22 protein-coding genes, 1 tRNA gene and 2 pseudogenes are annotated in these 22596 nt (G+C 42.0%); 19 read left to right on the top strand and 6 right to left on the bottom strand.

Annotated elements, in window-relative coordinates; all coding sequences use genetic code 11:
• Positions 1-3: 3 nt before the first annotated feature.
• The 3 genes and pseudogenes from ACQRBN_RS04180 to ACQRBN_RS04190 form a co-directional block, all read left to right on the top strand.
• Positions 4-765 carry a site-specific integrase gene (locus ACQRBN_RS04180; RefSeq protein ID WP_427737708.1) on the top strand — a complete coding sequence of 254 codons (762 nt, stop codon included), beginning with the start codon at positions 4-6 and terminating at the stop codon, positions 763-765.
• Positions 714-872: a flavodoxin gene (locus ACQRBN_RS04185; RefSeq protein ID WP_427737799.1), complete on the top strand. Its 159-nt coding sequence runs from the start codon at positions 714-716 to the stop codon at positions 870-872. The genes ACQRBN_RS04180 and ACQRBN_RS04185 overlap by 52 nt, the downstream gene beginning before the upstream one ends.
• Positions 851-1159: pseudogene (locus tag ACQRBN_RS04190) on the top strand (cupin domain-containing protein); the annotation flags it as partial. The gene ACQRBN_RS04185 and the pseudogene ACQRBN_RS04190, both read left to right, overlap by 22 nt.
• 2 nt (positions 1160-1161) lie before the next feature.
• On the opposite strand, the pseudogene ACQRBN_RS04195 reads toward ACQRBN_RS04190, so the two are convergent.
• The 3 genes and pseudogenes from ACQRBN_RS04195 to ACQRBN_RS04205 all read right to left on the bottom strand — a co-directional run.
• A pseudogene (locus ACQRBN_RS04195) lies at positions 1162-1464 on the bottom strand (ATP-binding protein); the annotation flags it as partial.
• A 150-nt stretch (positions 1465-1614) separates the two neighbouring features.
• Positions 1615-1932, bottom strand: coding sequence for an AzlD domain-containing protein (locus tag ACQRBN_RS04200; protein WP_427737709.1), 318 nt, complete (start codon positions 1930-1932; stop codon positions 1615-1617).
• Entirely contained in the window at positions 1922-2677 is a 756-nt protein-coding gene (locus ACQRBN_RS04205; RefSeq protein ID WP_427737711.1) for an AzlC family ABC transporter permease, read from the bottom strand. The genes ACQRBN_RS04200 and ACQRBN_RS04205 overlap by 11 nt, the downstream gene beginning before the upstream one ends.
• Positions 2678-2846: 169 nt before the next feature.
• Here ACQRBN_RS04205 and ACQRBN_RS04210 point away from each other — a divergent pair, with 169 nt between their 5' ends.
• The 4 genes from ACQRBN_RS04210 (at position 2847) to ACQRBN_RS04225 (ending at position 5883) form a co-directional block, all read left to right on the top strand.
• Positions 2847-3974: a macro domain-containing protein gene (locus ACQRBN_RS04210; protein WP_427737712.1), complete on the top strand. Its 1128-nt coding sequence runs from the start codon at positions 2847-2849 to the stop codon at positions 3972-3974.
• Between the two features lie 91 nt (positions 3975-4065).
• Complete coding sequence (locus ACQRBN_RS04215) at positions 4066-4746, top strand: vWA domain-containing protein (protein ID WP_427737713.1); 681 nt, start codon at positions 4066-4068, stop codon at positions 4744-4746.
• A gap of 105 nt (positions 4747-4851) precedes the next feature.
• The gene (locus tag ACQRBN_RS04220) at positions 4852-5154 is read left to right on the top strand and encodes a hypothetical protein (protein WP_427737714.1); all 303 of its coding nucleotides are present in this window, start codon (positions 4852-4854) and stop codon (positions 5152-5154) included.
• A 303-nt stretch (positions 5155-5457) separates the two neighbouring features.
• Positions 5458-5883 carry a hypothetical protein gene (locus ACQRBN_RS04225; protein ID WP_427737715.1) on the top strand — a complete coding sequence of 142 codons (426 nt, stop codon included), beginning with the start codon at positions 5458-5460 and terminating at the stop codon, positions 5881-5883.
• 46 nt (positions 5884-5929) lie between these two features.
• Here the strand turns inward: ACQRBN_RS04225 and ACQRBN_RS04230 are convergent, their stop codons facing one another.
• Positions 5930-8209, bottom strand: a complete 2280-nt coding sequence (locus ACQRBN_RS04230; protein WP_427737716.1) for a glycogen/starch/alpha-glucan phosphorylase — start codon at positions 8207-8209, stop codon at positions 5930-5932.
• Between the two features lie 161 nt (positions 8210-8370).
• On the opposite strand from ACQRBN_RS04230, the gene ACQRBN_RS04235 reads away from it, so the two are divergent.
• A complete protein-coding gene (locus ACQRBN_RS04235) occupies positions 8371-9276 on the top strand; it encodes an AraC family transcriptional regulator (RefSeq protein ID WP_427737717.1) in 906 nt (301 codons plus the stop codon).
• 69 nt (positions 9277-9345) lie between these two features.
• On the opposite strand, the gene ACQRBN_RS04240 is transcribed toward ACQRBN_RS04235, so the two are convergent.
• A complete protein-coding gene (locus ACQRBN_RS04240; protein ID WP_427737718.1) occupies positions 9346-10440 on the bottom strand; it encodes an AraC family transcriptional regulator in 1095 nt (364 codons plus the stop codon).
• A 175-nt stretch (positions 10441-10615) separates the two neighbouring features.
• Between ACQRBN_RS04240 and ACQRBN_RS04245 the strand changes: the two genes are divergently transcribed.
• The 10 genes from ACQRBN_RS04245 (at position 10616) to ACQRBN_RS04290 (ending at position 19921) form a co-directional block, all read left to right on the top strand.
• The gene (locus ACQRBN_RS04245) at positions 10616-12670 is read left to right on the top strand and encodes a beta-galactosidase (RefSeq protein ID WP_427737719.1); all 2055 of its coding nucleotides are present in this window, start codon (positions 10616-10618) and stop codon (positions 12668-12670) included.
• A 13-nt stretch (positions 12671-12683) separates the two neighbouring features.
• The gene (locus ACQRBN_RS04250; protein WP_427737720.1) at positions 12684-13442 is read left to right on the top strand and encodes a carboxymuconolactone decarboxylase family protein; all 759 of its coding nucleotides are present in this window, start codon (positions 12684-12686) and stop codon (positions 13440-13442) included.
• A 32-nt stretch (positions 13443-13474) separates the two neighbouring features.
• The gene (locus ACQRBN_RS04255) at positions 13475-14383 is read left to right on the top strand and encodes a LysR family transcriptional regulator (protein ID WP_427737721.1); all 909 of its coding nucleotides are present in this window, start codon (positions 13475-13477) and stop codon (positions 14381-14383) included.
• Between the two features lie 223 nt (positions 14384-14606).
• Entirely contained in the window at positions 14607-15152 is a 546-nt protein-coding gene (locus ACQRBN_RS04260) for a flavodoxin family protein (RefSeq protein WP_427737722.1), read from the top strand.
• Positions 15149-16267, top strand: a complete 1119-nt coding sequence (locus ACQRBN_RS04265) for an aldo/keto reductase (protein WP_427737724.1) — start codon at positions 15149-15151, stop codon at positions 16265-16267. The genes ACQRBN_RS04260 and ACQRBN_RS04265 overlap by 4 nt, the downstream gene beginning before the upstream one ends.
• 40 nt (positions 16268-16307) lie before the next feature.
• Positions 16308-17474, top strand: coding sequence for an iron-containing alcohol dehydrogenase (locus ACQRBN_RS04270; RefSeq protein ID WP_427737725.1), 1167 nt, complete (start codon positions 16308-16310; stop codon positions 17472-17474).
• Between the two features lie 306 nt (positions 17475-17780).
• Positions 17781-18104, top strand: coding sequence for a hypothetical protein (locus ACQRBN_RS04275; protein WP_427737726.1), 324 nt, complete (start codon positions 17781-17783; stop codon positions 18102-18104).
• Positions 18105-18130: 26 nt separating this feature from the next.
• A complete protein-coding gene (locus ACQRBN_RS04280; protein WP_427737727.1) occupies positions 18131-19078 on the top strand; it encodes a ketopantoate reductase family protein in 948 nt (315 codons plus the stop codon).
• Positions 19079-19311: 233 nt separating this feature from the next.
• Positions 19312-19785, top strand: a complete 474-nt coding sequence (locus ACQRBN_RS04285; RefSeq protein WP_427737728.1) for a helix-turn-helix domain-containing protein — start codon at positions 19312-19314, stop codon at positions 19783-19785.
• 63 nt (positions 19786-19848) lie between these two features.
• Positions 19849-19921: transfer RNA gene (locus ACQRBN_RS04290), tRNA-Ala, on the top strand.
• Between the two features lie 75 nt (positions 19922-19996).
• On the opposite strand, the gene ACQRBN_RS04295 is transcribed toward ACQRBN_RS04290, so the two are convergent.
• Positions 19997-20158 carry a hypothetical protein gene (locus tag ACQRBN_RS04295; RefSeq protein ID WP_427737729.1) on the bottom strand — a complete coding sequence of 54 codons (162 nt, stop codon included), beginning with the start codon at positions 20156-20158 and terminating at the stop codon, positions 19997-19999.
• A gap of 343 nt (positions 20159-20501) precedes the next feature.
• Here ACQRBN_RS04295 and ACQRBN_RS04300 point away from each other — a divergent pair, with 343 nt between their 5' ends.
• Entirely contained in the window at positions 20502-22529 is a 2028-nt protein-coding gene (locus tag ACQRBN_RS04300; protein ID WP_427737731.1) for a beta-galactosidase, read from the top strand.
• Positions 22530-22596: the final 67 nt, after the last annotated feature.

Below are 22596 nucleotides of genomic sequence, written 5' to 3' on the forward strand. Positions count from 1 at the left end.
CATATGAAGAGAAAGATTCCGCTTAAACAGAAAGTCTATCTGCCGGAATATTTTAAAGGTAATGTGGCTCAATCATTTCAAAAAGAGTCTGACCAGAGAATATTGTACTGGGATTTTGATAAAGATCTTGATGAAAAGATAAAGATACAGATAGAAATACTTCTGAATGAAATCGTAAGAACAATAAAAAACAGAGAAGATAGACGAAACAGGTACTTGCTTCCGTTAAAGTGCCTGTTTTGCCGGAAAGTATTATTTCTGGAGTCTACGGAAATTGATTGGGAAGCCAATGTTTGGTTTGTTGAGCGGTTGAATATTTTGCCTGAGAGATATAGCCGCAGTAATACGATTGATAGTTTTTCCTTTTTGGCTATTGAGTGTGCTGAAAATCGGCAAGGCTTGCAGAAATACTTAAAATATCTTTTGACGGCTACTTCTTTGAATTTGGGAACCATTCGTATTCATCATACTTATATTAGGGATTTCCTGAAATTTTTAGAAGAATCTCAGAAAAACATGATGGATATTGATTCGGCTACCATAAAACAATATTTTAATCGATTGGCTATGCAAAATATTAAAGCCCAAAGTTATAACAACAAACTACAGGTTATTTCGGCATTTCTACGCTACCTGCAATCTGGTGGTATACTGCTCCGACAATCATTAAAACTTTTTTGTAATCTTATGATTTTTCTGGCAAAAAGATTGCAATATTTGCTACATCCGGAGGAAGTGGACTTGGAAAAACAGTCAGTGATTTAAAACCGTGTGTAGCAGAAAGTGCAAGTTTTGTAGCAGAAAAGTTAATGAATCGCATTACAGATACAGAAATTCAAAACTATGTTGACAGGTGGAAATTTTTAATGTAACTTTTGAACCAGGATGTAGAAATAACTGGCATATCCATCACGCAAAGCAAGGAGGCGGTCAGATTCTTGTATGCGTTGCAGGAAGAGGTTATTATCAGGAAGAGGGCAAGGATGCAATTGAAATGAAGTCGGGAGATTGCATTAATATCCCTATTAATGTTAAGCATTGGCACGGTGCAGCACCAGAAAGTTGGTTTAGCCACCTTGCAATTGAAGTACCTGGAGTAGAAGGAACGAATGAATGGTTAGAACCTGTGAATGATGATGTATATGGTAAATTGAAATAAAACAGCATAATGATTGCATTGCAGCATAGAAGAACTTCAATGATAGTAAGGATAAAATACGTTTTTCCTCCTCCAGTGCCGCCGGCAATCAGCATATGGGGGTAGCCGTCCTTTAACTCTTTTGACATCAACTCACAGTACAAGCCTGTTTCCAGCCTCTTTTCCAAGTGTAAAAGTTGCTCTTGATATTTCCCCAACGTGATTTCTATACGGATATATAAAGGTCCATGTCCCATACGGTAATACAGTTTAGGAAAGTAAGTGATTTTCTCTTTTTTGGTAGTGGATGGAAAGTCTTTAATATATGATATCTGTTAGTAACAACAGAACTCTCCTAAGCGCTAGTTGTGAGTTTGATTCTCGCAGGGAACGTGCTTCGTGCTAACATCAGGGTTCGTCGAAAGTTAGTAAGCGTACTATCAAAAATAAAAAGGTAAAATAGAATATATGGTATATCAGATAAAATATAAGAATACATTTTCACAAACGAACACAACTCCGCAGCACAGAGCAGCGATACCGATCATATTGACTCCTTTCCATGCCGCGATGACCCCTACGATTAGTGCCGCAATTCCTGCAAGCGGTATCTGAGGGGCAGTGATAATGGCCGGGAAGGTCATGACAGCAAGCGTTACATACGGCACATAGTAGAGAAATGACCGTATGAAAGGATTCTTGATCTTCCGGCGGATCAAAGTCAAAGGAAGCACACGGATCAGTGTGGATACAATTCCAGCTGTCAGTATATAGAAATAGATATTATGCGTCATATTCAGGAACCTCCTCGTCAGAGAGTGTGTTGGTATCGTCGTCTTTGTCTTGGATTGGAAAAAGCGCGGCCGCAATCCCTGCTATGAGTACCGTCAGAAGACTGATCTTCATGCTGTCTGATACGTGATCAAAAAGTGGAATTTCAGACACAATAAAACTGATCACGAAACTTGCAGAGACTACGCCGCCGATTACCTTATTGTTTTTTGCGGCAGGGATGATAATTGCTACGAACATGCCGTATAATGCAACGCTCAGAGCGCTGACCGCAGAGACAGGCAGGATATTCCCCGCTGTAATTCCAAGGGCTGTGCCAAGCGCCCATCCTGGGATGGAGATGCTCATAGCGCCATAAGTATAATAGGGATCCAGAGAACCGGCTCTTGCGATGCTGATTCCGAAGATTTCGTCCGTGATTCCGAATCCGACCCAGAAGCGGTGGAAAAGGGAAGCGTTTGGAGCAAATCGCTGGCTCAATGAACAACTCATCAATAGATATCTTATATTAGTAATTAAAATGACAAAAGCCATTTCAAGATAAGAAGCATTTGCCATTATAACAGTAAATTCGGCATATTCCCCTGCGGAAGCGTGGTTTACCACGCTGGATATGAAGCCTTGAACGGGAGTCAGTCCAGCCTTTCTTGCTACAATTCCCAAAGAAAAAGCTACCGCAAAGTAGCCAAGTGCAATTGGCAAGCCATCGTGTAGTCCATTTACAAAACCATTTTTATGTCGATTCATCTTTTTCACCTCGTTATTAGTATAGTCTGTCAAGGAAAGAGATTCAAGTATCTGAGAAGTGATATTGAAGTTGAATTTTAAGTAATATTGAAGTATCATGGGATAAGATTGATTACTATGTTGCCTATAATGATGGAAAAAGAATAGAAACGGAGACGGTGAGAAATAAATGCCATTAAAAATTGTGCGTAATGATATCACAAAAATGTACGCTGACGCCATAGTAAATACTGCAAATGCCCATCCTACAGTAGGAACAGGCTGTGACCATGCTATTTATCATGCTGCAGGGTATGACGAATTATTAAAATACAGAAGTGAAAAGATAGGATACGTTCCGGAAGGGGATGCATTCATTACTCCGGGATTTCGATTGAACTGTGATTATATTATTCATGCGGTAAGTCCGTTATTTGTTGATGGCAGCAGTGATGAAGAGACAAAACTGCGTTCCTGTTATAAAAAGAGTCTGCAGATTGCGTTGGAGCATCATGTAAAAACCATAGCATTTCCGTTGATTTCCACCGGTGGATTCGGATACCCCAAAGAGGAAGGATTCCGAATTGCAGTGGATGAAATCAATGTTTTTATTATGAAACACGAGATGCTGGTATATCTGGTTGTATTTGACAGCACAGCAACTCGTCTCGGTAACAATCTTTATCCTGATTTGGAATCTTATATTGACCGGAATTATGTGGAGGAGAAGCGAAGGGAAGAATATTTTCAAATGTCTTATCCATCCAAAGTTCCTGAGCCTATTTCTGATCGGAAAAGTTTAAGGAGAAAAGGTACCAAGCGTGCAAATCGCCGCAGACTCATTGAAACTACGGAAAGAGATATCCAATCAGAAATGATACCTGCGCCGGGAATTCAGATGGATCAGGCAAAAGATCAGGCGGATTTTGATTTCTATGGGAAACACGAAAGTGCCCTGGAAGAGAGAATGAAACATATTTCCGATACATTCTCAGAGTATCTGATCTATCTGATCGACTCCCGGGGTATGACTTATCCGGATGTATACAAAAGAGCCATCGTCGATAAGAAAGTATTTTCCAAAATCAAGAATAACCCGGATGCGCATCCAAAGAAGATTACGGCTATGTGCCTCTGCGTAGGAGCGAAGTTAAACATGGATCAGACAAGGGATCTGCTTGCGAGAGCAGGTTATGCATTATCACCATGTGACAAAACGGATATTATTTTCTCATATTTTATTGAAAATCAGATCTATGACATGATTGAACTGGACATTCAGTTGGAAGAACATGGGCTTCCATGCTTAATTTCATAAGTGATTAAGGTCGTCTGCCGGGCGACCTTATTTTTTTGACGATGTTGTATGATTGAATCAGAAATAAAAAAGAAAACGGAGGGCATACAACATGAGAAAAGGATTAACAGAATTAGTATTTATTTTAGACAGAAGTGGAAGCATGAGCGGATTAGAAGCAGATACGATCGGAGGTTTTAACTCTCTGGTAGGCAAACAGAAAAAGGAAGATGGAGAAGCGTTAATCTCAGCAGTTTTATTCGATGATCAGACAGAAGTTCTATATGACAGAGTTTCATTGAATCGTATCGAGCCAATGAATGATAAACAGTATTATGTTCGTGGTTGTACGGCTCTTTTAGATGCACTGGGCGGAGCGATTCATCATATTGGAAATGTACATAAATACGCCAGGGAAGAGGATCGCCCGGAGAAAACCATTTTCATTATTACGACAGATGGTATGGAAAATGCGAGTCGTAGATATACTTATGAGAAAGTGAAAAACTTGGTAGAGCGTCAGAGGAATAAGTATGGATGGGAATTTTTATTCCTTGGTGCCAATATGGATGCGATCTCTGTGGCGGGAAGATTCGGTGTTCAGGCGAACCGGGCAGTTAATTATGAGTGTGACAGCGAAGGAACGCAGCTTAACTATGAGGTGTTATCCAAAGCAGTTTCAAGAGTGAGAGCATGTGCTGCTCCTACAGCAGCTATGGCATTTGATGAATGTGAGGACTGGGCTGATGAAATAAATGCAGATTATCAGAGAAGACATAGAAGACATAGATAAAAACCGAGTTATTTACCATATGTAAATAAGGTGATATAATAATGTTGCTGAGAAACTGGTAATCTATCAAGGATTAGGGATTAGCGTGCGGAAAGGAAGAGAGTTATGAAAGTATATGGAACACAGATATGCATTGATTGCAGAAATTACAAAGCAATTCAGGAAAGTCGTGGTTTTGAGGCGGAATATATTGAGATTACGGAAGATACTGGAAAATTAAGAGAATTTCTTAATATGAGAGATCATGATCCGGTTTTTGAACCAGTAAAAGAATGCGGAGGAATTGGGATTCCGCTGTTTGTAATGGAGGATGGAAGAAAGACGTTGGATATTAATGAAGCGTTTTTATGGATTGGGGAAGGTCCGGTAAGGGAAGAAGAGATTGTGGAGAAAAGGGAGTTGTTATAAATACTTGGTCGAGGTTTTCTTCGCAATATTATTTAGAAGAGTTAAGAAATTGAAAAAAGCGAATTTAGGGCATAGTCTTGTTAGAATCGAAATGTATGACGAATTTGTTATCTGAAATTTACGTGCAAAATCCGTGCGAAATTTGTCGAGAAGATCAAGGCTGTGCCTTATTGATTTGCCAGATACCCTATGCTATACTTCCTTCAAAGCATATTTTCTATATGCAGAATTTGATTTATATTTCTGCATCTCAAAGCCATACCGGCTGTCAGAATATCAATATTTATTCCGGAAAATCCATGCTTGAACAATCAATTGAAGCAGGTATTTGATTTTATCCGTTGCTCGGAAGATATGGAGCAATTAAAAGAATTGGTAGAAAAGGATCCGGCATATCAGAGTATGGAGGAAGACGCATTTAATGTGGTTGTGCAATATACGGCAGCACAGGAACTCGTACATGTGAAAGAATATTATCAGGAAGGGGAGAAGGTGGATATGTGTAAGGCGCTTACGGATTTGATCGCACAAGGAAAGGCAGAGGGATTAGAAGAAGGAAAGTTGGAAGGCTTAAAGGAAGGGAAGTTAGAGGGCCGGGTGGAAGAATTAATTGTAACTTGTAAGGAGTTTGGTGTATCCTATGAGGATACGCAAGCACGAATCAGGGATAGGCTTGCAATGTCTGAGGAGAATGTAAAAGCATATATGGACAGATATTGGGATCAATGACAAAATCATAAAAGATTATGACTTTGTCATTGATAGAATGCACTATTTATTTTCCAAGATGCCAGATATCATCATTATACTCTGCAATCGTACGGTCAGATGAGAAGAATCCAGCCTTGCTGATGTTAATCAATGCCCGCCGTGTCCAATCTGCAGGATTCATCGCATAGTCAGCGACAGCCTGGTTCTTGCGGACAATATAAGCGTTAAAGTCAGGCAATGTCTGGAACCAGTCTTTGTGGATCAGTTCATTCTTCAGACGGCTAAGATGTTCCTCCTGACCATGAGCAAGCATAGACTCACTTGTAAGGAAATCAATCGCCCTGCGGATATTCGCATCAATCTCGTACCATTCGTGAGCGTAGTAATCCCCTCTTTCGTATCTGCGGATTACCTGTGCACTGCTCTGACCGAAGATATAGATATTATCGTTACCTACTGCTTCGGCAATCTCTACGTTCGCACCATCCATAGTACCTAGCGTAAGAGCACCGTTCAGCATGAATTTCATATTGCCTGTACCGGAGGCTTCTTTTGAAGCGAGGCTGATCTGTTCTGAGAGATCACAGGCAGGAATCATCTTCTCTGCTGCGGTAACGTTATAATTCTCAATAAATACAATCTGCATCCACTTAGATACTTCCGGGTCATCAGCAATGACTTCTGACAGAGTAAGGAGTGCATGGATGATATCCTTGGCTATGGTATAGGCTGGCGCTGCTTTAGCTCCGAAGATGGCAGTGATCGGTGCCGTTGGTGTATGTCCTGATTTGATTTCAAAATACTGATGAATCAGGTATAAGAGATTCAACTGCTGGCGTTTGTACTCATGCAGACGTTTAGACTGTATGGTGAACATGCTGTCTGGATTGACGGTAATGTTCTGCGTATGTTTTAGCCAGTCAGCCAGCGCGATTTTGTTCTCATGCTTAATATCAGAAAGTTTTTTTAACACTTTTTTGTCATTGATATAAGCGGACAGTTTTTCAAGTTCTGAAGCGTCCTTCTTGAAACCAGGACCGATGAGATCTTCGATGAATCGTGTCAGGTTCGGATTGCATTTCAAAAGCCATCTACGGAATGTGATACCGTTGGTTTTGTTGTTGAATTTCTCTGGGTACAACTGATAGAAGTTGTGCAATTCACTATCCTTCAGAATCTCGGTGTGAAGGGCTGCAACACCGTTCGTACTGTGTGTAAAGTGGATGTCCATATGTGCCATATGGACCACTTGGTTATCATCAATAATAGCAGTAGATGAATCATCTGTGTTGGAACGGACGAGGGCATCCAGTTTCTCGATGACAGGCATTAATTGAGGCACTACCTGATCGAGATAATGTTTTGGCCATTTCTCCAATGCTTCTGCTAAGATGGTATGATTCGTGTATGCACAGACTTTCGTGACAATCTTAGCAGCCTCATCAAAATCAATGCCTTCTTTGCACAGAAGACGGATGAGTTCCGGGATCACCATTGATGGATGGGTATCGTTGATCTGGATAGCGGCATAATCATACAGATCGTGAAGGTCGCTTCCACGTTCTATACATTCTTCAAGAATCATCTGTGCGCCTGCGCTGACCATCAGATACTGCTGATAGATTCGTAAGAGGCGTCCGTTGTCATCGCTGTCATCCGGATAGAGGAACAGAGTCAGGTTCTTCTCAATGTCCGTTTTGTCAAAGGAAATGCCTTCTCCGATGACAGATGGATCAATGGTATCCAGATCAAAAAGATTCAGATAATTTGTGCGTCCTTTGTAGCCAGTGACTGCGATCTGATAAAGTCTTGCAGTATAGTCATTTCCGGCAAGGGATACGGTATAAGTCTTATCCGTCTTCTTCGCCCAGTCATGACCGCCAAGCCAGAAATCTGGTGTCTCGCTCTGTAGATGGTTGGTAAAGTTCTGATGGAACAGTCCGCAGTGATATCTTAGACCGATACCGTCTCCGGGGAGATTCAAGGTTGCAAGGGAATCCAGGAAGCAGGCAGCCAGTCTTCCCAGACCTCCGTTGCCAAGGCTTGGTTCTGGTTCCGTCTCTTCCAATTCAGCCATAGATTTTCCATGGGACTCAAGAGTCTCCTTTACAAGGTCATAGAGTCCGAGATTGATCAGGTTGTTGCTTAATAATTTGCCAATTAGGAATTCGGCAGAAATATAATAAAGTTTGCGTCCTTTGACAGGAGCAGCCTGTTTTTTGCTTTCGTCATCAACAATGGTAAGCAGTGCGGTGTATAATTCTTCGTAAGAGCACTGTTCAATCTCTTTTTTGCAGATGTTCGTTAATTCAGTTTCCAGAGTTTTGACATTTTTGGTTTTCATCGTATAAAATCTCCTTTCGCTTGAAACATAATAAAATGTAAACTGGTTATGAATCTTTATACTTAATTTTTAACATATTGATAAAAATAATGCTTGTATAATACCATTATGTTATTGTACAATCCTATCATTATATATTCAGGAATGGATGGTGAAATGTCATGAAGGATAATGAAAATATTGAAAAATTGCGGGGAATCCGGGATTCTGCATATCATGAGACAAAGAGACATACTGATATAATGTTTGCATTTAATATATATCCATGTACGATTCCGAAGGATTTTACTTTTGTGCCGCTGCATTGGCAGGACAGTATGGAGGTTATCTACGTCAAGCGTGGGAGAGGAAGGGTGCAGGTAGATTTCATGACTTATGAGGCAGAAGAGGGGGATATCTTCCTGATATTGCCGGGGCATCTGCATGGGCTTAGAAGTGTAGTAAGAGAGAGCATGGAGTATGAGAATATTATCTTTGATATGAGTTTTCTTGGGAGTGACAGTGTGGATCTTTGCAGTCAGAGATATCTGCAGCCGATGATACGGGGCAAGGTACAGATACCGGCTCATATTGGGAAGGAGGATGTACTATATAGTAAGATTGCCGCATGTCTGGACGCTTCGGATCATCTGTGTGCGGTGCGCTCCAGGGGATATGAATTGGCAGTAAAGGGTCAGATGCTGCTATTGGTATCTGCCTTGTTTCAAGAGGCGCCTGACAGGGAAGAATATAATATAGATGATAGAAATGTGCAGAAACTGAAGGTGGTCATATCCAGGATTGAAAAGGATTATAATAAAAAGTTAACAGTTGATGATATGGCGGCCGAGTGTGGGTATAGTGCAAGCCATTTTATGCGCTGGTTTCGGAAGGTTACAGGAACCGCATTTCTGGGATATCTGATCGAGTATCGTTTGGGGAAGGCAGCGCAGGCATTGCGGAACGGGGATGATACGGTACTGGAGATTGCAGAACAGACGGGGTTCGATAATCTGTCGAATTTTAACCGGTTGTTTAAGAAGAGGTTTGAGATGACACCCAGTCAATTTCGGAAAAATAATGGATAAAATGTCACAAAAAGGTTTTCATAACAAAAGTTTTTGTAATTGGCTTATGGGAATGGAAGATTGAATGAATTATTCAATCTTCGAGTTCTTCCTGCGATATTCCAAAGGAGTAACGCCATAAGATCTTTCAAAGAGGCGGTAAAAATAACTCCGATTAGATAATCCAAGTGAATATATCATATCAGAGATATTCATGTCTGTATGTATCAGAAGTCTCTTAGATTCCTCCAGTAATATGGTCTGTCCATATTCTGATAAGGTCTTGCCTGTATACATTTTTACAATGCGGTTAATATACTCTCCGGTGTAATGAAGTCTCTGAGATAATTCTTCCCGTGTACAGCGTCCGTGGCGTTCCTCCATGATATGAGCAATCTCTGCGAATACCTGGTCGTGGTGTTCAGCCTTAGCCAGAGACTTCTCTTCATAATATAATTCAGGAGAGGTAAGCAGCTGGAAAAAGCGCAGAAAGGCTCCTTTAATATATAACGAGCAGCCTGCTTTTTTCTCCATGATCTCGAAGAAAATCTCGTTAAAAAGAGGGGGCATCTTATCAAGAACTTCCTGGCTGGAGACCATAGGGCTGTAATTAAGGTAGACCTTATCGAATAAACGGGTATCTGCCTGATTGTCATGGATTAACCGGAAGATTTCGTTGGTTTTATAAGGTGCATGATGAGTAGAGAACATATTCAGTTCTGCCTGGTAATTATTCAGGATACTTTCCAGAAATTCATTCTGAAACATAAAAAATACGACTGAAAAATTACCTTTTGGAAGTTCATGATGGTGGATGTTGCGGTTCATGATGCAGCATTGTCCTTCTGTATAGACAACAATCTGGTGCTCAATCTGCATGGTCACTTCTCCTGACAATACAAACATAATCTCAACAAAGGAATGTTTGTGCTGGGCGCGATTCAGGCTCAGGATTCGTTCTTCTTCATTTAAGATAACGGAGTCATGGTGATTCAAAGAGATCTCATAAAACTGGCAAAAAGATCTCGATTCATTACAACTTTCCAGCATGATCAGAAAAGGCACTGTCAGAGAAAAATGCTGGAGGGTAAGACTTTCGGCATTCTTGATTGCCAATCCGCTCAGTTGATTTGCAAGGTCCGTAAGGGATCTTGTTTTTTTTGTATCATTTTGTATCGTATCCATATTCTACACCTTTATAATTATGTCTTTTATCAGAAGTTCCGATTTGGTTACAAAATTCATCGGTTTGTTCGATGGGAGACATAGCCTTGTTTGAAGAAATAACTATAATTAAATATATAAAATACGCGCGTGAAAGTAAAGACTGAGAATGAATAATTTTAGGAGGATTAATTTTATGAGAGAAAAACAAAAATTTCAATGGAAACATTTAAATATCGGTGTATGCTACTATCCGGAGCACTGGGATCGGAGTTTGTGGAGAGAGGATCTTAAGAGAATGAAAGAGAATGGCATTCACACGGTGCGTATCGCAGAGTTCGCATGGGGAATCTTCGAGCCGGAAGAAGGGGTGTATTCTTACGAATTGTTTGATGATTTCCTGAAAGTGGCAGAAGAAGAGGATATGAAAGTGATCTTTGGAACGCCTACGGCGATTCCTCCGGTATGGCTTACGGAGAAATATCCGGAAGTTCTGAACTGCCGGAAAGATGGTGTCCTGTTCCGCCATGGCATGAGACGTCATTTTAACTATAATTCGCCAAAGTTACATGAATTGGTAACGGATGCACTGGAGCATATCGCTGCACACTATGCAAAGCATCCTTGTATCGTTGGATGGCAGATAGATAATGAGATAAACTGTGAGATCAATGAGTTCTATTCCGAAAGTGATACCATAGCATTCCGCAAGTTCCTTCAGGAAAAATATAAGAATCTGGATCAGTTAAACCATGCATGGGGAACTGTGTTCTGGGATCAGACTTATACAGACTGGAATCAGGTATATGTACCTCGTACTACGATCAATGACTGGACGAATCCTCATCAGATGTTAGACTATACAAGATTCGTATCAGAAAGCGCGATTGGATTCTGCCGCCTGCAGAGTGAGATTTTAAGAAAATATGTAAAACCAGGAGATTTTATTACAACGAATGGTATGTTCCGTAATCTGGATAACCATAAGATGGAAGATGAATGTCTGGATGTCTACACGTATGACTGCTACCCGAATTTTGCATATTCTATGAGAGAAGATCCGAAGCACAATACGACGCTCAATGACCGCAGATGGAGTAAGAACCTGACAGAAGTCAGATCAATCTGTCCACATTTCGGTATTATGGAGATGCAGTCCGGAGCGAATGGATGGAATACCCAGGTAGATACACCGGCACCAAAGCCGGGACAGATATCCTTATGGGCAATGATGAGTATTATGCATGGGGCTGATTATATCAGTTTCTTCCGCTGGCGGACGGCCTTGTTCGGAACAGAGATGTATTGGCATGGTATCTTAGATTATGATAACTGTGATAATCGCAAATTAAAAGAGATTCAGGCATTATCTAAGAGAGTTCAGGCGATTGATGATGTAGCAGGAGCCGATTATGTAGCACCATTCGGATTAATCAGAGATTATGACAATATATTTGATGCACAGCAGGATATCTGGCATGGACGTGTGGCAGATACCAGTGAGATGGAGATCTTCGTTGCATCTCAGGTGAACCATGTTCCTATGGATGTAGTCTATATGAGAGATTGTACAGATGTGGAAGATCTGAAGAAGTACCCGGTATTGATCTATCCACATCCGGAGATCGTGACAGAGAAGGCAGCGGCAATCTTAGAGGAATATGTTCGCCAGGGCGGTAAATTAGTTCTGGGTGCACGTACCGGGCAGAAAGATGTGAATGGCCATTGTGTTATGAAGAGAATGCCTGGGCTTATGGCTTCACTTACCCAGAGTGCGGTGAAAGAATTCACACTGGTAGGTCCGGCAGATGATGCTGTAAGTGCAGACTGGAATGGTGTGAAGATTGATACGGGAGTATTCAATGATATTCTAGAGGTAACCGGTCCGGATGCAAAGGTTCTGGCTACGTATGAGAATAATTTCTATGCAGGAGAAGCAGCGCTTGTTGAGACAAAAGCAGGAGAAGGTACGGTACTTCATTTCGGAGGCGTGTTCTCAAGAGAGAATATGAAAGCATTCTTTGAGTATCTGGGAATTATGGAACCATTTGCACAGATTGTTAAGGTGCCGGGGGAATGTGAGATTGCCGTTAGAAGAAAAGATGACACAGATTATCTGTTTGTCCTGAATTTCTCAGACAAGGAGCAGACAATCTCTTTGGAGAAAGCAGTCACAGATATGGATACAAAAGAAGCAGTAGAAGGAAAAGTAGTTCTGCCTGCATATGGAACAAAAGTATATCAGGTGTAAGGAGGAAAAGGATATGGCTATATCGGAGTTTGCTAAAAATTATCATGAAAAAATGTTCCCTGGATATGTATCAGGATTCTTAAGAACGGACCCGGAGTTTATTGAATTATTTGACAATTTTGCGTTTGATGAGGTGGTGAATCAAGACAACTTGGATGACCGCACTCGTTTTATGGCAATCCTGGCATCCTTGATTGGATGCCAGGGAATCGATGAATTCCGGGCGATGATTCCGGCGGCAATGAATTTTGGAGTTATGCCGGTAGAAATCAAAGAAATCGTCTATCAGGCGGCTGCATATCTGGGGATTGGAAGAGTATTTCCATTCCTTAAGATTACGAATGAAGTATTCGAAGCCAAAGGAATCGAACTGCCGCTTGAGCCACAGTCAACGACTACGATAGAGAACCGGCGTGAAGCGGGTACACAGGCACAGGTAGACATCATGGGAGAGTCTATGCGCGATTTCTGGAAATCAGGTCCGGAGGAAAGCCGTCATATCAACTACTGGTTGACAGATAATTGTTTCGGAGATTATTATACAAGAAAAGGGCTGGATTATAAGCAGCGGGAGATGATCACATTCTGCTTCCTGTCGGCACAGGGCGGCTGTGAGCCACAACTGACCAGCCATGCAGCAGCGAATATGCAGATTGGAAATGATAAGGAATTCCTGATTAAGGTTATCTCACAGTGTATTCCATTCATCGGATATCCGAGAAGTCTGAATGCGTTGAGGTGTGTGAATCAGGCAGCAGAGAATCTGCAATAAGGAAGTATAAAAAGCAAGGTGGTGAAATGGCGATGATGCGGCAAATCAAGTATTTTCAGGCAGTTGTCCGGTGTAAAAGTTTCTCGGAGGCAGCGGAGGAATGTTTTATCTCTCAGTCTGCCATCAGTCAACAGATTCAGGCATTGGAAAAGGAACTGGGCGTTCAGCTGCTGCATCGTGAAAACCGCCGTTTCTCCCTTACGCCTGCTGGAGAGCACTTCTATAAGAAGAGTCTGATATTAACGGCAGATTTTGAAAGAATGTGCCAGGAGACTGTACGGATCGCGAACAAAGATAATGCTGAACTTCGTATCGGTTATCTCAGAGGCTATGCAGGTCAGGAACTTCGGATGGCTGTTGCGGGATTTTCAGAGAAATATCCGGATGTGTCCGTAGATATCATTCATGGGAATCACGAGGAATTATATGATGCTTTAAGAAGTGGAAGAGTTGATCTGGTTCTTAACGATCAGCGGCGTGCTTTTTCGGATGAATATGTTAATTGCATTCTGACAACCAGGGAATGTTACATTGAGATTGCTGCAAGAAGCCCTCTTGCGTATCTGGAGGGTGTTGAGACGGAGGATCTGAAGAATATCCCTTGCATATTGGTGGCTTCGCCCGAACAGCGTAAGAATGAAAGAAACTATTATCAGGAGATTGTTGGGATAAAGGGAGATTTCTTATTTGCAGAGAATCTGGAGGAAGCAAGGCTTCTGGTGATTGGCGGAAAAGGATTTATGCCGATCGAAGGAGATGAAAATGAGCCGGGATTTACAGCGACCCTTCGTAGAATCCGTCTTATGCGTAGGGGTAAGCCTATCAAGCGGAATTACTGCGCATTCTGGAAGACCGATAATTCGGGGTATTATGTTGAAGAATTTGCAGATATGCTGAAGTCGGAATTCCAGGCAGCAAATGAAAGGCAATACGAGATATAGATTATAAAGCGAAGATAGATTATAAAGAAAAGTTACACAATGTAAGAAGTATGAAAAGGCTGTATCTGCCAATAAAATCACTGGCAGATATGGTCTTTTTTCATATAAGTTTTTCTTATAAAAACCATCTTAAATACGAATTGTTCCATAAGGTACAAATGCTTAAAATATGAAGTGTAAAGAACGGAATGTAAAAACAATAATCAAAGATAGGAGAGGTATTATGAAGGTATTAGCAATCAGTGCAAGCCCTCGTAAGGGTGGTAATTCAGACGTCCTGTGTGACCAGTTCTTAAAAGGAGCGGCAGATAGCGGGAATGAGGTGGAGAAGATCAATCTGGCAGGAAAGAACATCAGCCCCTGTGTTTCCTGTTATGGATGTACAAAATCGGGCAAATGTGTAAAGAAGGATGATATGGAGCAGATACTGCAGAAGCTTATATGTGCAGATGTGATTGTGCTGGCAACTCCGGTGTACTTCTATTCTATGGATGCACAGATGAAGATTATGATCGATCGCTGCCTGCCTCGGTATCGGGAGATTGAGAATAAGGACTTCTACTATATTATTACAGCAGCCGATCCGGAGCATTCTGCTGCAGATGAGACGATTGCAGGTCTTCGGGGATATCTGCGCTGCCTGCCGGGAGCCAAGGAAAAAGGAATCATATATGGAACGGGAACATGGGATAAGGGAGATGTCTATCGGCATCCGTCTTTTGAAAAAGCCTATGAGAGTGGAAGAACGATAACAGGAGGTATGAGATGAGAAGTTATTTTGAGAATGTAAAGAAGAATTTTGGATTCGGTTGTATGAGGCTTCCTATGCAGGATGGGGAGATAGACAATGACGAGATGTGCCGGATGGTAGATTACTTTTTGGAAAATGATTTTAATTATTTTGATACGGCACACGGATATCTGGGCGGCAAAAGTGAAACTGCCCTGCGGGACTGCCTGGTAAGCCGTTATCCGAGGGATGTATACATCCTGACGAATAAATTATCTACCCACTTTTTCAATAAACAGGAGCAGATCAGACCGTTGTTTGAAAGCCAGCTTGAAGCCTGTGGTGTTGAGTATTTTGATTTTTATCTAATGCACGCCCAGAGTACGGAGATCTATGCGAAGTTCAAGAGATGCCAGGCTTATGAAACGGCTCTGGAATTAAAAGCAGAGGGGAAATTCAAACACTTTGGTATCTCATTTCACGATAAGGCATCTGTATTGGAGCAGATTCTGACAGAGTATCCGCAGATTGAGGTTGTGCAGATCCAGTTTAATTATGTGGATTATGAGGATGCCTCTGTAGAAAGCCGGAAGTGTTACGAGGTGTGTAAGAAATTTGGTAAGCCAGTTATCGTTATGGAACCGGTAAAAGGAGGAAGTCTGGTGAATCTTCCCCAGAAGGCGCAGGAGATTCTGGATGAACTGCATGGAGGCAGCAATGCAAGTTATGCCATCCGCTTTGCAGCAGGATTCGACGGTATTATGATGGTGCTGTCCGGTATGGGGAATATGGAGATGATGCGCGATAATATTGGTTTCATGAAAGATTTTACCCCTCTTTCTGATACAGAGCATGAGGCTATCAAAAAAGTGCGGGAGATATTCCGTGGGCAGGGCTTGATTCCATGCACTGCCTGTCGGTACTGTACGGATGGATGTCCGAAGCAGATTGCGATTCCTGACCTGTTCGCCTGTCTGAATGCAAAGAAGCAATTCCAGAATTGGAACACGGATTATTATTATAATAATGTGCATACAAAGGAAGGCAGCCGGGCATCTGACTGTATCAAATGTGGGAAGTGTGAACATATTTGTCCACAGCATCTGCCAATCCGAGAACTTCTGGTTGAAGTGGCGAAAGAATTCGATAAGTAAATAGTTTGATAAGTAAAAGTATTTAAAGTAGATTAAGAATATGAATAATTTTATTTATGATATTCCGGTAAGAGTATATTTTGGTGAGAATCAGTTATGCCATCTTGGCGAAGAGTTGTTGAAATATGGGAAACGGGTATTGCTGACATATGGAGGTGGTTCTATTAAGAAGAGCGGTCTCTATGATGCTGTAGTAGAAGAAATCAAGAATGCAGGAATGGAATTATATGAGTTGTCCGGAATTGCGCCTAACCCGCGTATTGATTCCGTACGTGACGGAGCGCAGATGTGTAAGGAACATCAGATTGATGTGCTTCTGGCTGTAGGTGGTGGTTCTACCTTAGATGCAACGAAATGGATGGCAGCAGGTGCCTGTGTCGAGCACGATCCATGGGAATTCTTCAGCAAATGGGCTCCGGTGGAGAAGGCTTTGCCTGTAGTTACAATCCTGACCCTTGCTGCGACTGGTTCAGAGATGGATTCAGGCGGAGTTATCAGTAATCCTGAGACACAGGAGAAGATCGGACGTCTGGCAGATCCTCTGCTTCCTAAGGCTTCATTCCTTGATCCGACGCTGACTTACAGTGTCAGTCCTTATCAGACTGCTTGTGGCGCTGCGGATATGATGAGCCATATTATGGAAGTGTATTTCAATATGGATCCAGACCTGTATATGCTGGATTGTTTTATGGAGGGTATGATGAGAACCATCATCAAATATGCACCTGTTGCAATGCAGAAACCGGATGATTATGAGGCTCGTGCGAATCTGATGTGGACTTCCTCCTGGGCAATCAATGGTTTTGTGAATGGGGGAAAACGTCAGGAGTGGAGCTGCCATCCTATGGAACATGAATTGTCCGCTATCTATGATATTACTCATGGTCTTGGCCTGGCAATCTTGACACCTCGCTGGATGGAATATTGTCTGGATGAAACGACGGTGTCAAAATATGTTCAGTTTGGCGTGAATGTATTCGGTATTGATGCGAATCAGGAGCCGATGGACATTGCAAAACAGAGCATTGAGAAACTTTCTGATTTCTTTTTCAACATTTTAGGTTTGGATGATACATTTACGAAAGTTGGAATTGAAGAAAAGGACTTTCCAGTCATGGCAAAGAAAGCCTGCGGAGGCAATGTGATCTCTGGATTCAAGCCACTGGCACAGGAGGATATTGAAAGAATATTTGCAATGTGTGTATAGTAGTTGACGAATGTGAAATAAAGTAAAGAAAGGCAGAATAGATCTGGTAAAATATAAAGTATCATTCCACATGTGGATGCAGATAAGGGAAGAGATATTAGAGGAAAGTCCGTGCGAAATTTGTCGAGAATATCAAGGCTGTGCCTTGTTGATTTGTCGGATACCCTATGATATACTTCCCTTAAAGCATATTTTCTATATACAGAACCTGATTAAGAGGTCTGCATCTCTAAGCCGTTCCGGCTGTCAGAGTATCAATATTCATTTCGGGAAATTCGTGCTTGGAAAATCAACTGCTCGGAAGATATGGAGCAATTAAAAGAATTGGTAGAAAAGGATCCGGCATATCAGAGTATGGAGGAGGATGCATTTAATGTAATTGTACAGTATACGGCAGCGCAGGAACTGGTACATGTGAAAGAATATTATCAAGAAGGGGAGAAGGTAGATATGTGTAAGGCACTTACGGAGTTGATAGCACAAGGGAAGTTAGAAGGCAGGGCAGAAGAATTAATTGTAATCTGTAAGGAATTTGGCGTTTCATATGAGGATACGCAAGCGAGAATCAGGGATAGGCTTTCGATATCTGAGGAGGATGCAAAAGTATATATGGGCAGATATTGGGAATGATTATGGATATGTAGGAGTGAAAATCTATGAAAGAACAAGTACTTAAGGATAAGAAGATTGCAGTGGTAGGTATTGGTGGTGTCGGCGGCTACCTGGCAGGTATGCTGATTCGTGAGTATCCCCACGTGACACTGGCAGCCCGTGGTGAGAGAGGTAGAATGATTCGGGAGAAGGGCTTGGTCCTTCACAGCGATTATCAAGGAGAGATTGTAGCAAAGCCGGAAAAAGTAGTGGAGAGAACGGAAGAACTTGGACCACAGGATGTTATATTTCTTTGTGTGAAGAACTATTCCTTGGAGCAGGCATGTAAGGAACTTGAGAATGCAGTGACCGAGGAGACGGTGGTTATTCCAGTCATGAATGGCGCTGACCCGGGAGAACGTACAAGAAGATTTCTTAAAAAAGGAACGGTGATTGATTCTCTGATCTATATTGTAGCATTTGCTAATCAGGATTTTTCGATTACACAGCAGGGAGACTTTGCGAATTTAAGAATCGGTATCATGGATGCGAGCGAGGAAGAGAAGAATAAGGTGCTTGAAGTGTCGGGACTTTTGAAAGGCGCTGACATTGACCATAAGGTTTCGGAAGATATTGAAAGAGATATCTGGAGGAAGTATATCCTTAATTGTGCATATAATGTATTAACGGCATTCTATGACAATAATATCGGGCAGCTTCGAAGTGATCCGAAAAAGGATAAAGAATATGAGCGATTGGTCTATGAGGCATATGAAGTAGCGGTAAAGAAGGGCGTGCATATTGCAAGAGAAGATGCAGATGCAATCGTGCGGCGTTTTCGAGAAGAACTGGAGGATAACGCTACCAGTTCTTTGCAGAGAGATGTGAATGCGGGGCGTCCTACGGAACTTGAGACTTTTAGCGGGTATCTGGTAAGAGAAGCAGAGAGACTTGGAGTAGATGTGCCGGTGTCTAAGAGGATGTATGAAGGATTAAGAGAGAAGATAGGATAGAGCAGTAGTTACAGAGCAGAAAGAAATGCATAGGTATTACCACGAAGTTGTTTTATCAAGATAATAGTGTTGGAGAATCAGTTCCAGCACTATTTTTGTGTATATATTTACAAAATATAAAACTAAGAACTATTAAATATTATTGCTGGTTTGCAGTATAATACCCTTAAAATAAGGACTAAAACAATAATACAAACCCTTATTTTAGGGGTATCATATGAGGAGATTATAAAATGAAGACATATGCAATTGTGCCATCCATAAAAGGTGAAGATATCAGAGTCTGCAGAAAAAAAACAGGATTGACGCAAGCCGAATTCGCCAGGCTGGTGAATGTATCAAAAAAGACGATAGAGCGTTGGGAAAGCGGTACATCTCCCGTTAGTGGTCCTATCGTAATGCTTGTAAAAATATTAAATGAATATCCACAGATACCCGAGGATTATAGCATACCCGAGAAAGAATATCCTATGCGTCTCTGGTATATGTATCGCAACGAAATATGTACAGTTATCGATGTAGAAGAACCGACTAGAAAATTAAAAGTGTATAATTACACGAATTATCCGTTGATGCGTGCATTCGGCAAGATTGAAAAGCCAACTTTTGAACAGTATGAGCAATTTCTGGAATCAAGATGTTTTCCAAGGACAAGGGATAAGATGAAATTGATTCTGAGGGATCAGTACTTAAGGATAAGAAGATAAGATGAAATTTAATGACAGATATAACTTGCAGTGAAGTACCAGGCGGTGCTATAATTGCGGTATGGGGTATTAGCGCAGTTGGGAGCGCGCAACATTCGCATTGTTGAGGCCACGGGTTCGAATCCCGTATACTCCAGATAAAAAGCGTCGTAAACACGACGCTTTTTGTAATTCATGTTGAATAGACTTGAAGTTTTAATTATTTTTAAGTCTATTTTTGGTTTCCCAGACTATCATGATGAGGCACTTCATCCGAGTTTGAATTTCCGACATCGGTTGTCTTTGGAAGGTCGATCTCAGGGATGTTGTCATCATCGTAGCCATCATTGGAGTAAGGATTTACTGGTGGCAGATTAGTTTTACCTTTTTTCATATCTATGCACTCCTCGCTTTCGCAGGTAGTATGTGTGGGACTGATAGAAAGTATACAGAAGATCAGAAAGAAGAATAGCCGCTGCCAGATTGGCATGCGGCTATTCTTCTAATGTTTCCATTATATTAAGTTGTATCTTTATTATAGAATATAGCATGTCCGTAAGCAAGAAATACTCATCATCAGTGTTCGACATCCTTAGACAATTTGTTCTGATCAATAGTCCCCTTTTACTTGGTACTTGTAACAAAAATGTCTGGGTGGACTTTGGGGTGGTTGCGCCATTTTCGGGGAAAGAGTATATTGAATATAAAGATAGATTTGAAGTATGAGGAGGAAAAACATGGCTTACGGAAATAACATCACAGAGATTCTCTACGGTGGAGACTACAACCCAGAGCAATGGCCGGAGGAAATCTGGCAGGAAGATATGCGTATGCTGAAAAAAGCACATATCAACATGGTGACACTGAATGTTTTCAGTTGGGCGGCATTACAGCCGGATGAGAATACCTATTGTTTTGATAAATTGGATCGGATCATGGAGTTCGTGCGGGAAAATGGATTGAAGGTGTGTATGGCCACGTCTACAGGCGCGCATCCGGCATGGATGGCAAAGCGGCATCCAGACATCTTAAGGACAGACGCGGATGGTAAGAAGAGAAAGTTCGGAAGCCGTCATAATTCCTGTCCGAACAGCCCTACATACCGTTTATACGCGGCAAGACTGGCAAGTGAACTGGCTAAGAGATATAAGGATTATGACAATATTGTGGCATGGCATATTTCCAATGAGTTTGGCGGAGAGTGTCATTGCGAGAATTGTGAGAAGGCTTTCCGGGAATGGCTTAAGGAGAAATACGGAACCATCGAGGAAATGAATCGGTGTTTCTATACGGATTTCTGGGGGCATACATTCTATGACTGGGACGAGGTTGTGCTGCCGAATCTGTTGAGTGAGCATATGGAGTGGGATGGTCAGGAAAAGACGATGTTCCAGGGAATCTCTCTTGATTATCGCAGATTCATGTCTGACAGTATGATGGAGTGCTTCAAGTTGGAATATGATGCGATTAAAAAGGAGATGCCGGATGTTCCGATCACTACGAATCTGATGGGTTTCTTTAAACTTCTGGATTATCAGAAATGGGCGAAATATATGGACTTTATTTCCTGGGACAGTTATCCGCAGCCAACAGATGGTCCGGCGGTTACTGCATTGAATCATGATCTGATGAGAGGAATCAAAGAACAGCAGTCCTTCGTGCTGATGGAACAGACTCCGAGTGTCACAAACTGGCATCCGTATAATCGGCTGAAAAGACCGGGCGAGATGCGCCTGTTAAGCCTCCAGGCAGCAGCCCACGGAGCGGATGCGATCCAGTTCTTCCAGATCAGACGTGGAATCGGCGCATGTGAGAAATACCACGGCGCTGTGATCGATCATGCCGGACGGGATGATACCAGAGTATTTCGTGAGGTGACAGCACTGGGGGAGGAATTACAGACTTTGGGAGATGCTTTCCTTGAAGGGCGCACGCCGTCAGAGACAGCAATCGTATTCGACTGGGATAACTGGTGGGCAGTAGAATATTCCGCAGGACCGAGTGTGCGGATGAAATATCTGGATGCAATCAGAGATTATTATGCGGCAGCATTTGAGCAGAATATTCCGGTGGATATTGTCGGTGTGGAGGATGATATCAGTTCTTATAAAGTAGTGATCGCGCCGCTTCTCTATATGACTAAGACAGGCTATGCAGACAAGATAAGAGCATTTGTAGAGCAAGGCGGAACCTTCATTACCACGTATTTCAGCGGAATCGTAGAAGAACATGATCTGGTACTTCCGGGAGGCTATCCGGGAGAGTTGAAAGATATCCTGGGAATCTGGGTTGAGGAGAATGACGCTTTGCCGGAGGGCGAAGAGAATGCATTTATATATGAAGGCAATCAATATCCGGCAGATGTATTGTGCGATCTGATGCATCTGGAAGGTGGCGCCAAAAGCATTAGCGTCTATGAGAAAGATTTCTACCAGGGAACTCCGGTTCTGACGAAGAATCATTATGGACAGGGAACTGCTTATTATGTCGGAACCAGGTCCAATGCTGAATTCTATAGGCATTTCCTAAAGAACATATTCCAGGAAGCAGGAGTGGAGCCTGTTATGGTGACGCCAGAGGGAGTAGAAGCAGCAGTAAGAGAGAATGAGAAGGGAAGGACGCTGTTCCTTTTGAACCATGCGGTGGACAGTAAGCAGGTAGTGCTGGATCGGAATTATGTGGATCTTGTATCTAAGAAGGAATATCGGGCAGGAGAGAAACTGGAATTGAAAGGAAAAGATGTAGTTATTCTGAGTGCAAGATAGTGTTATATAAAATGTGAAGACGATTGCCGGATTGAGACAACAAAAAAACCCCTGTTATCCCAATCTG

The organism is Bariatricus sp. SGI.154 (genome assembly GCF_050313795.1).
Lineage (GTDB): Bacteria > Bacillota > Clostridia > Lachnospirales > Lachnospiraceae > CAMBRQ01.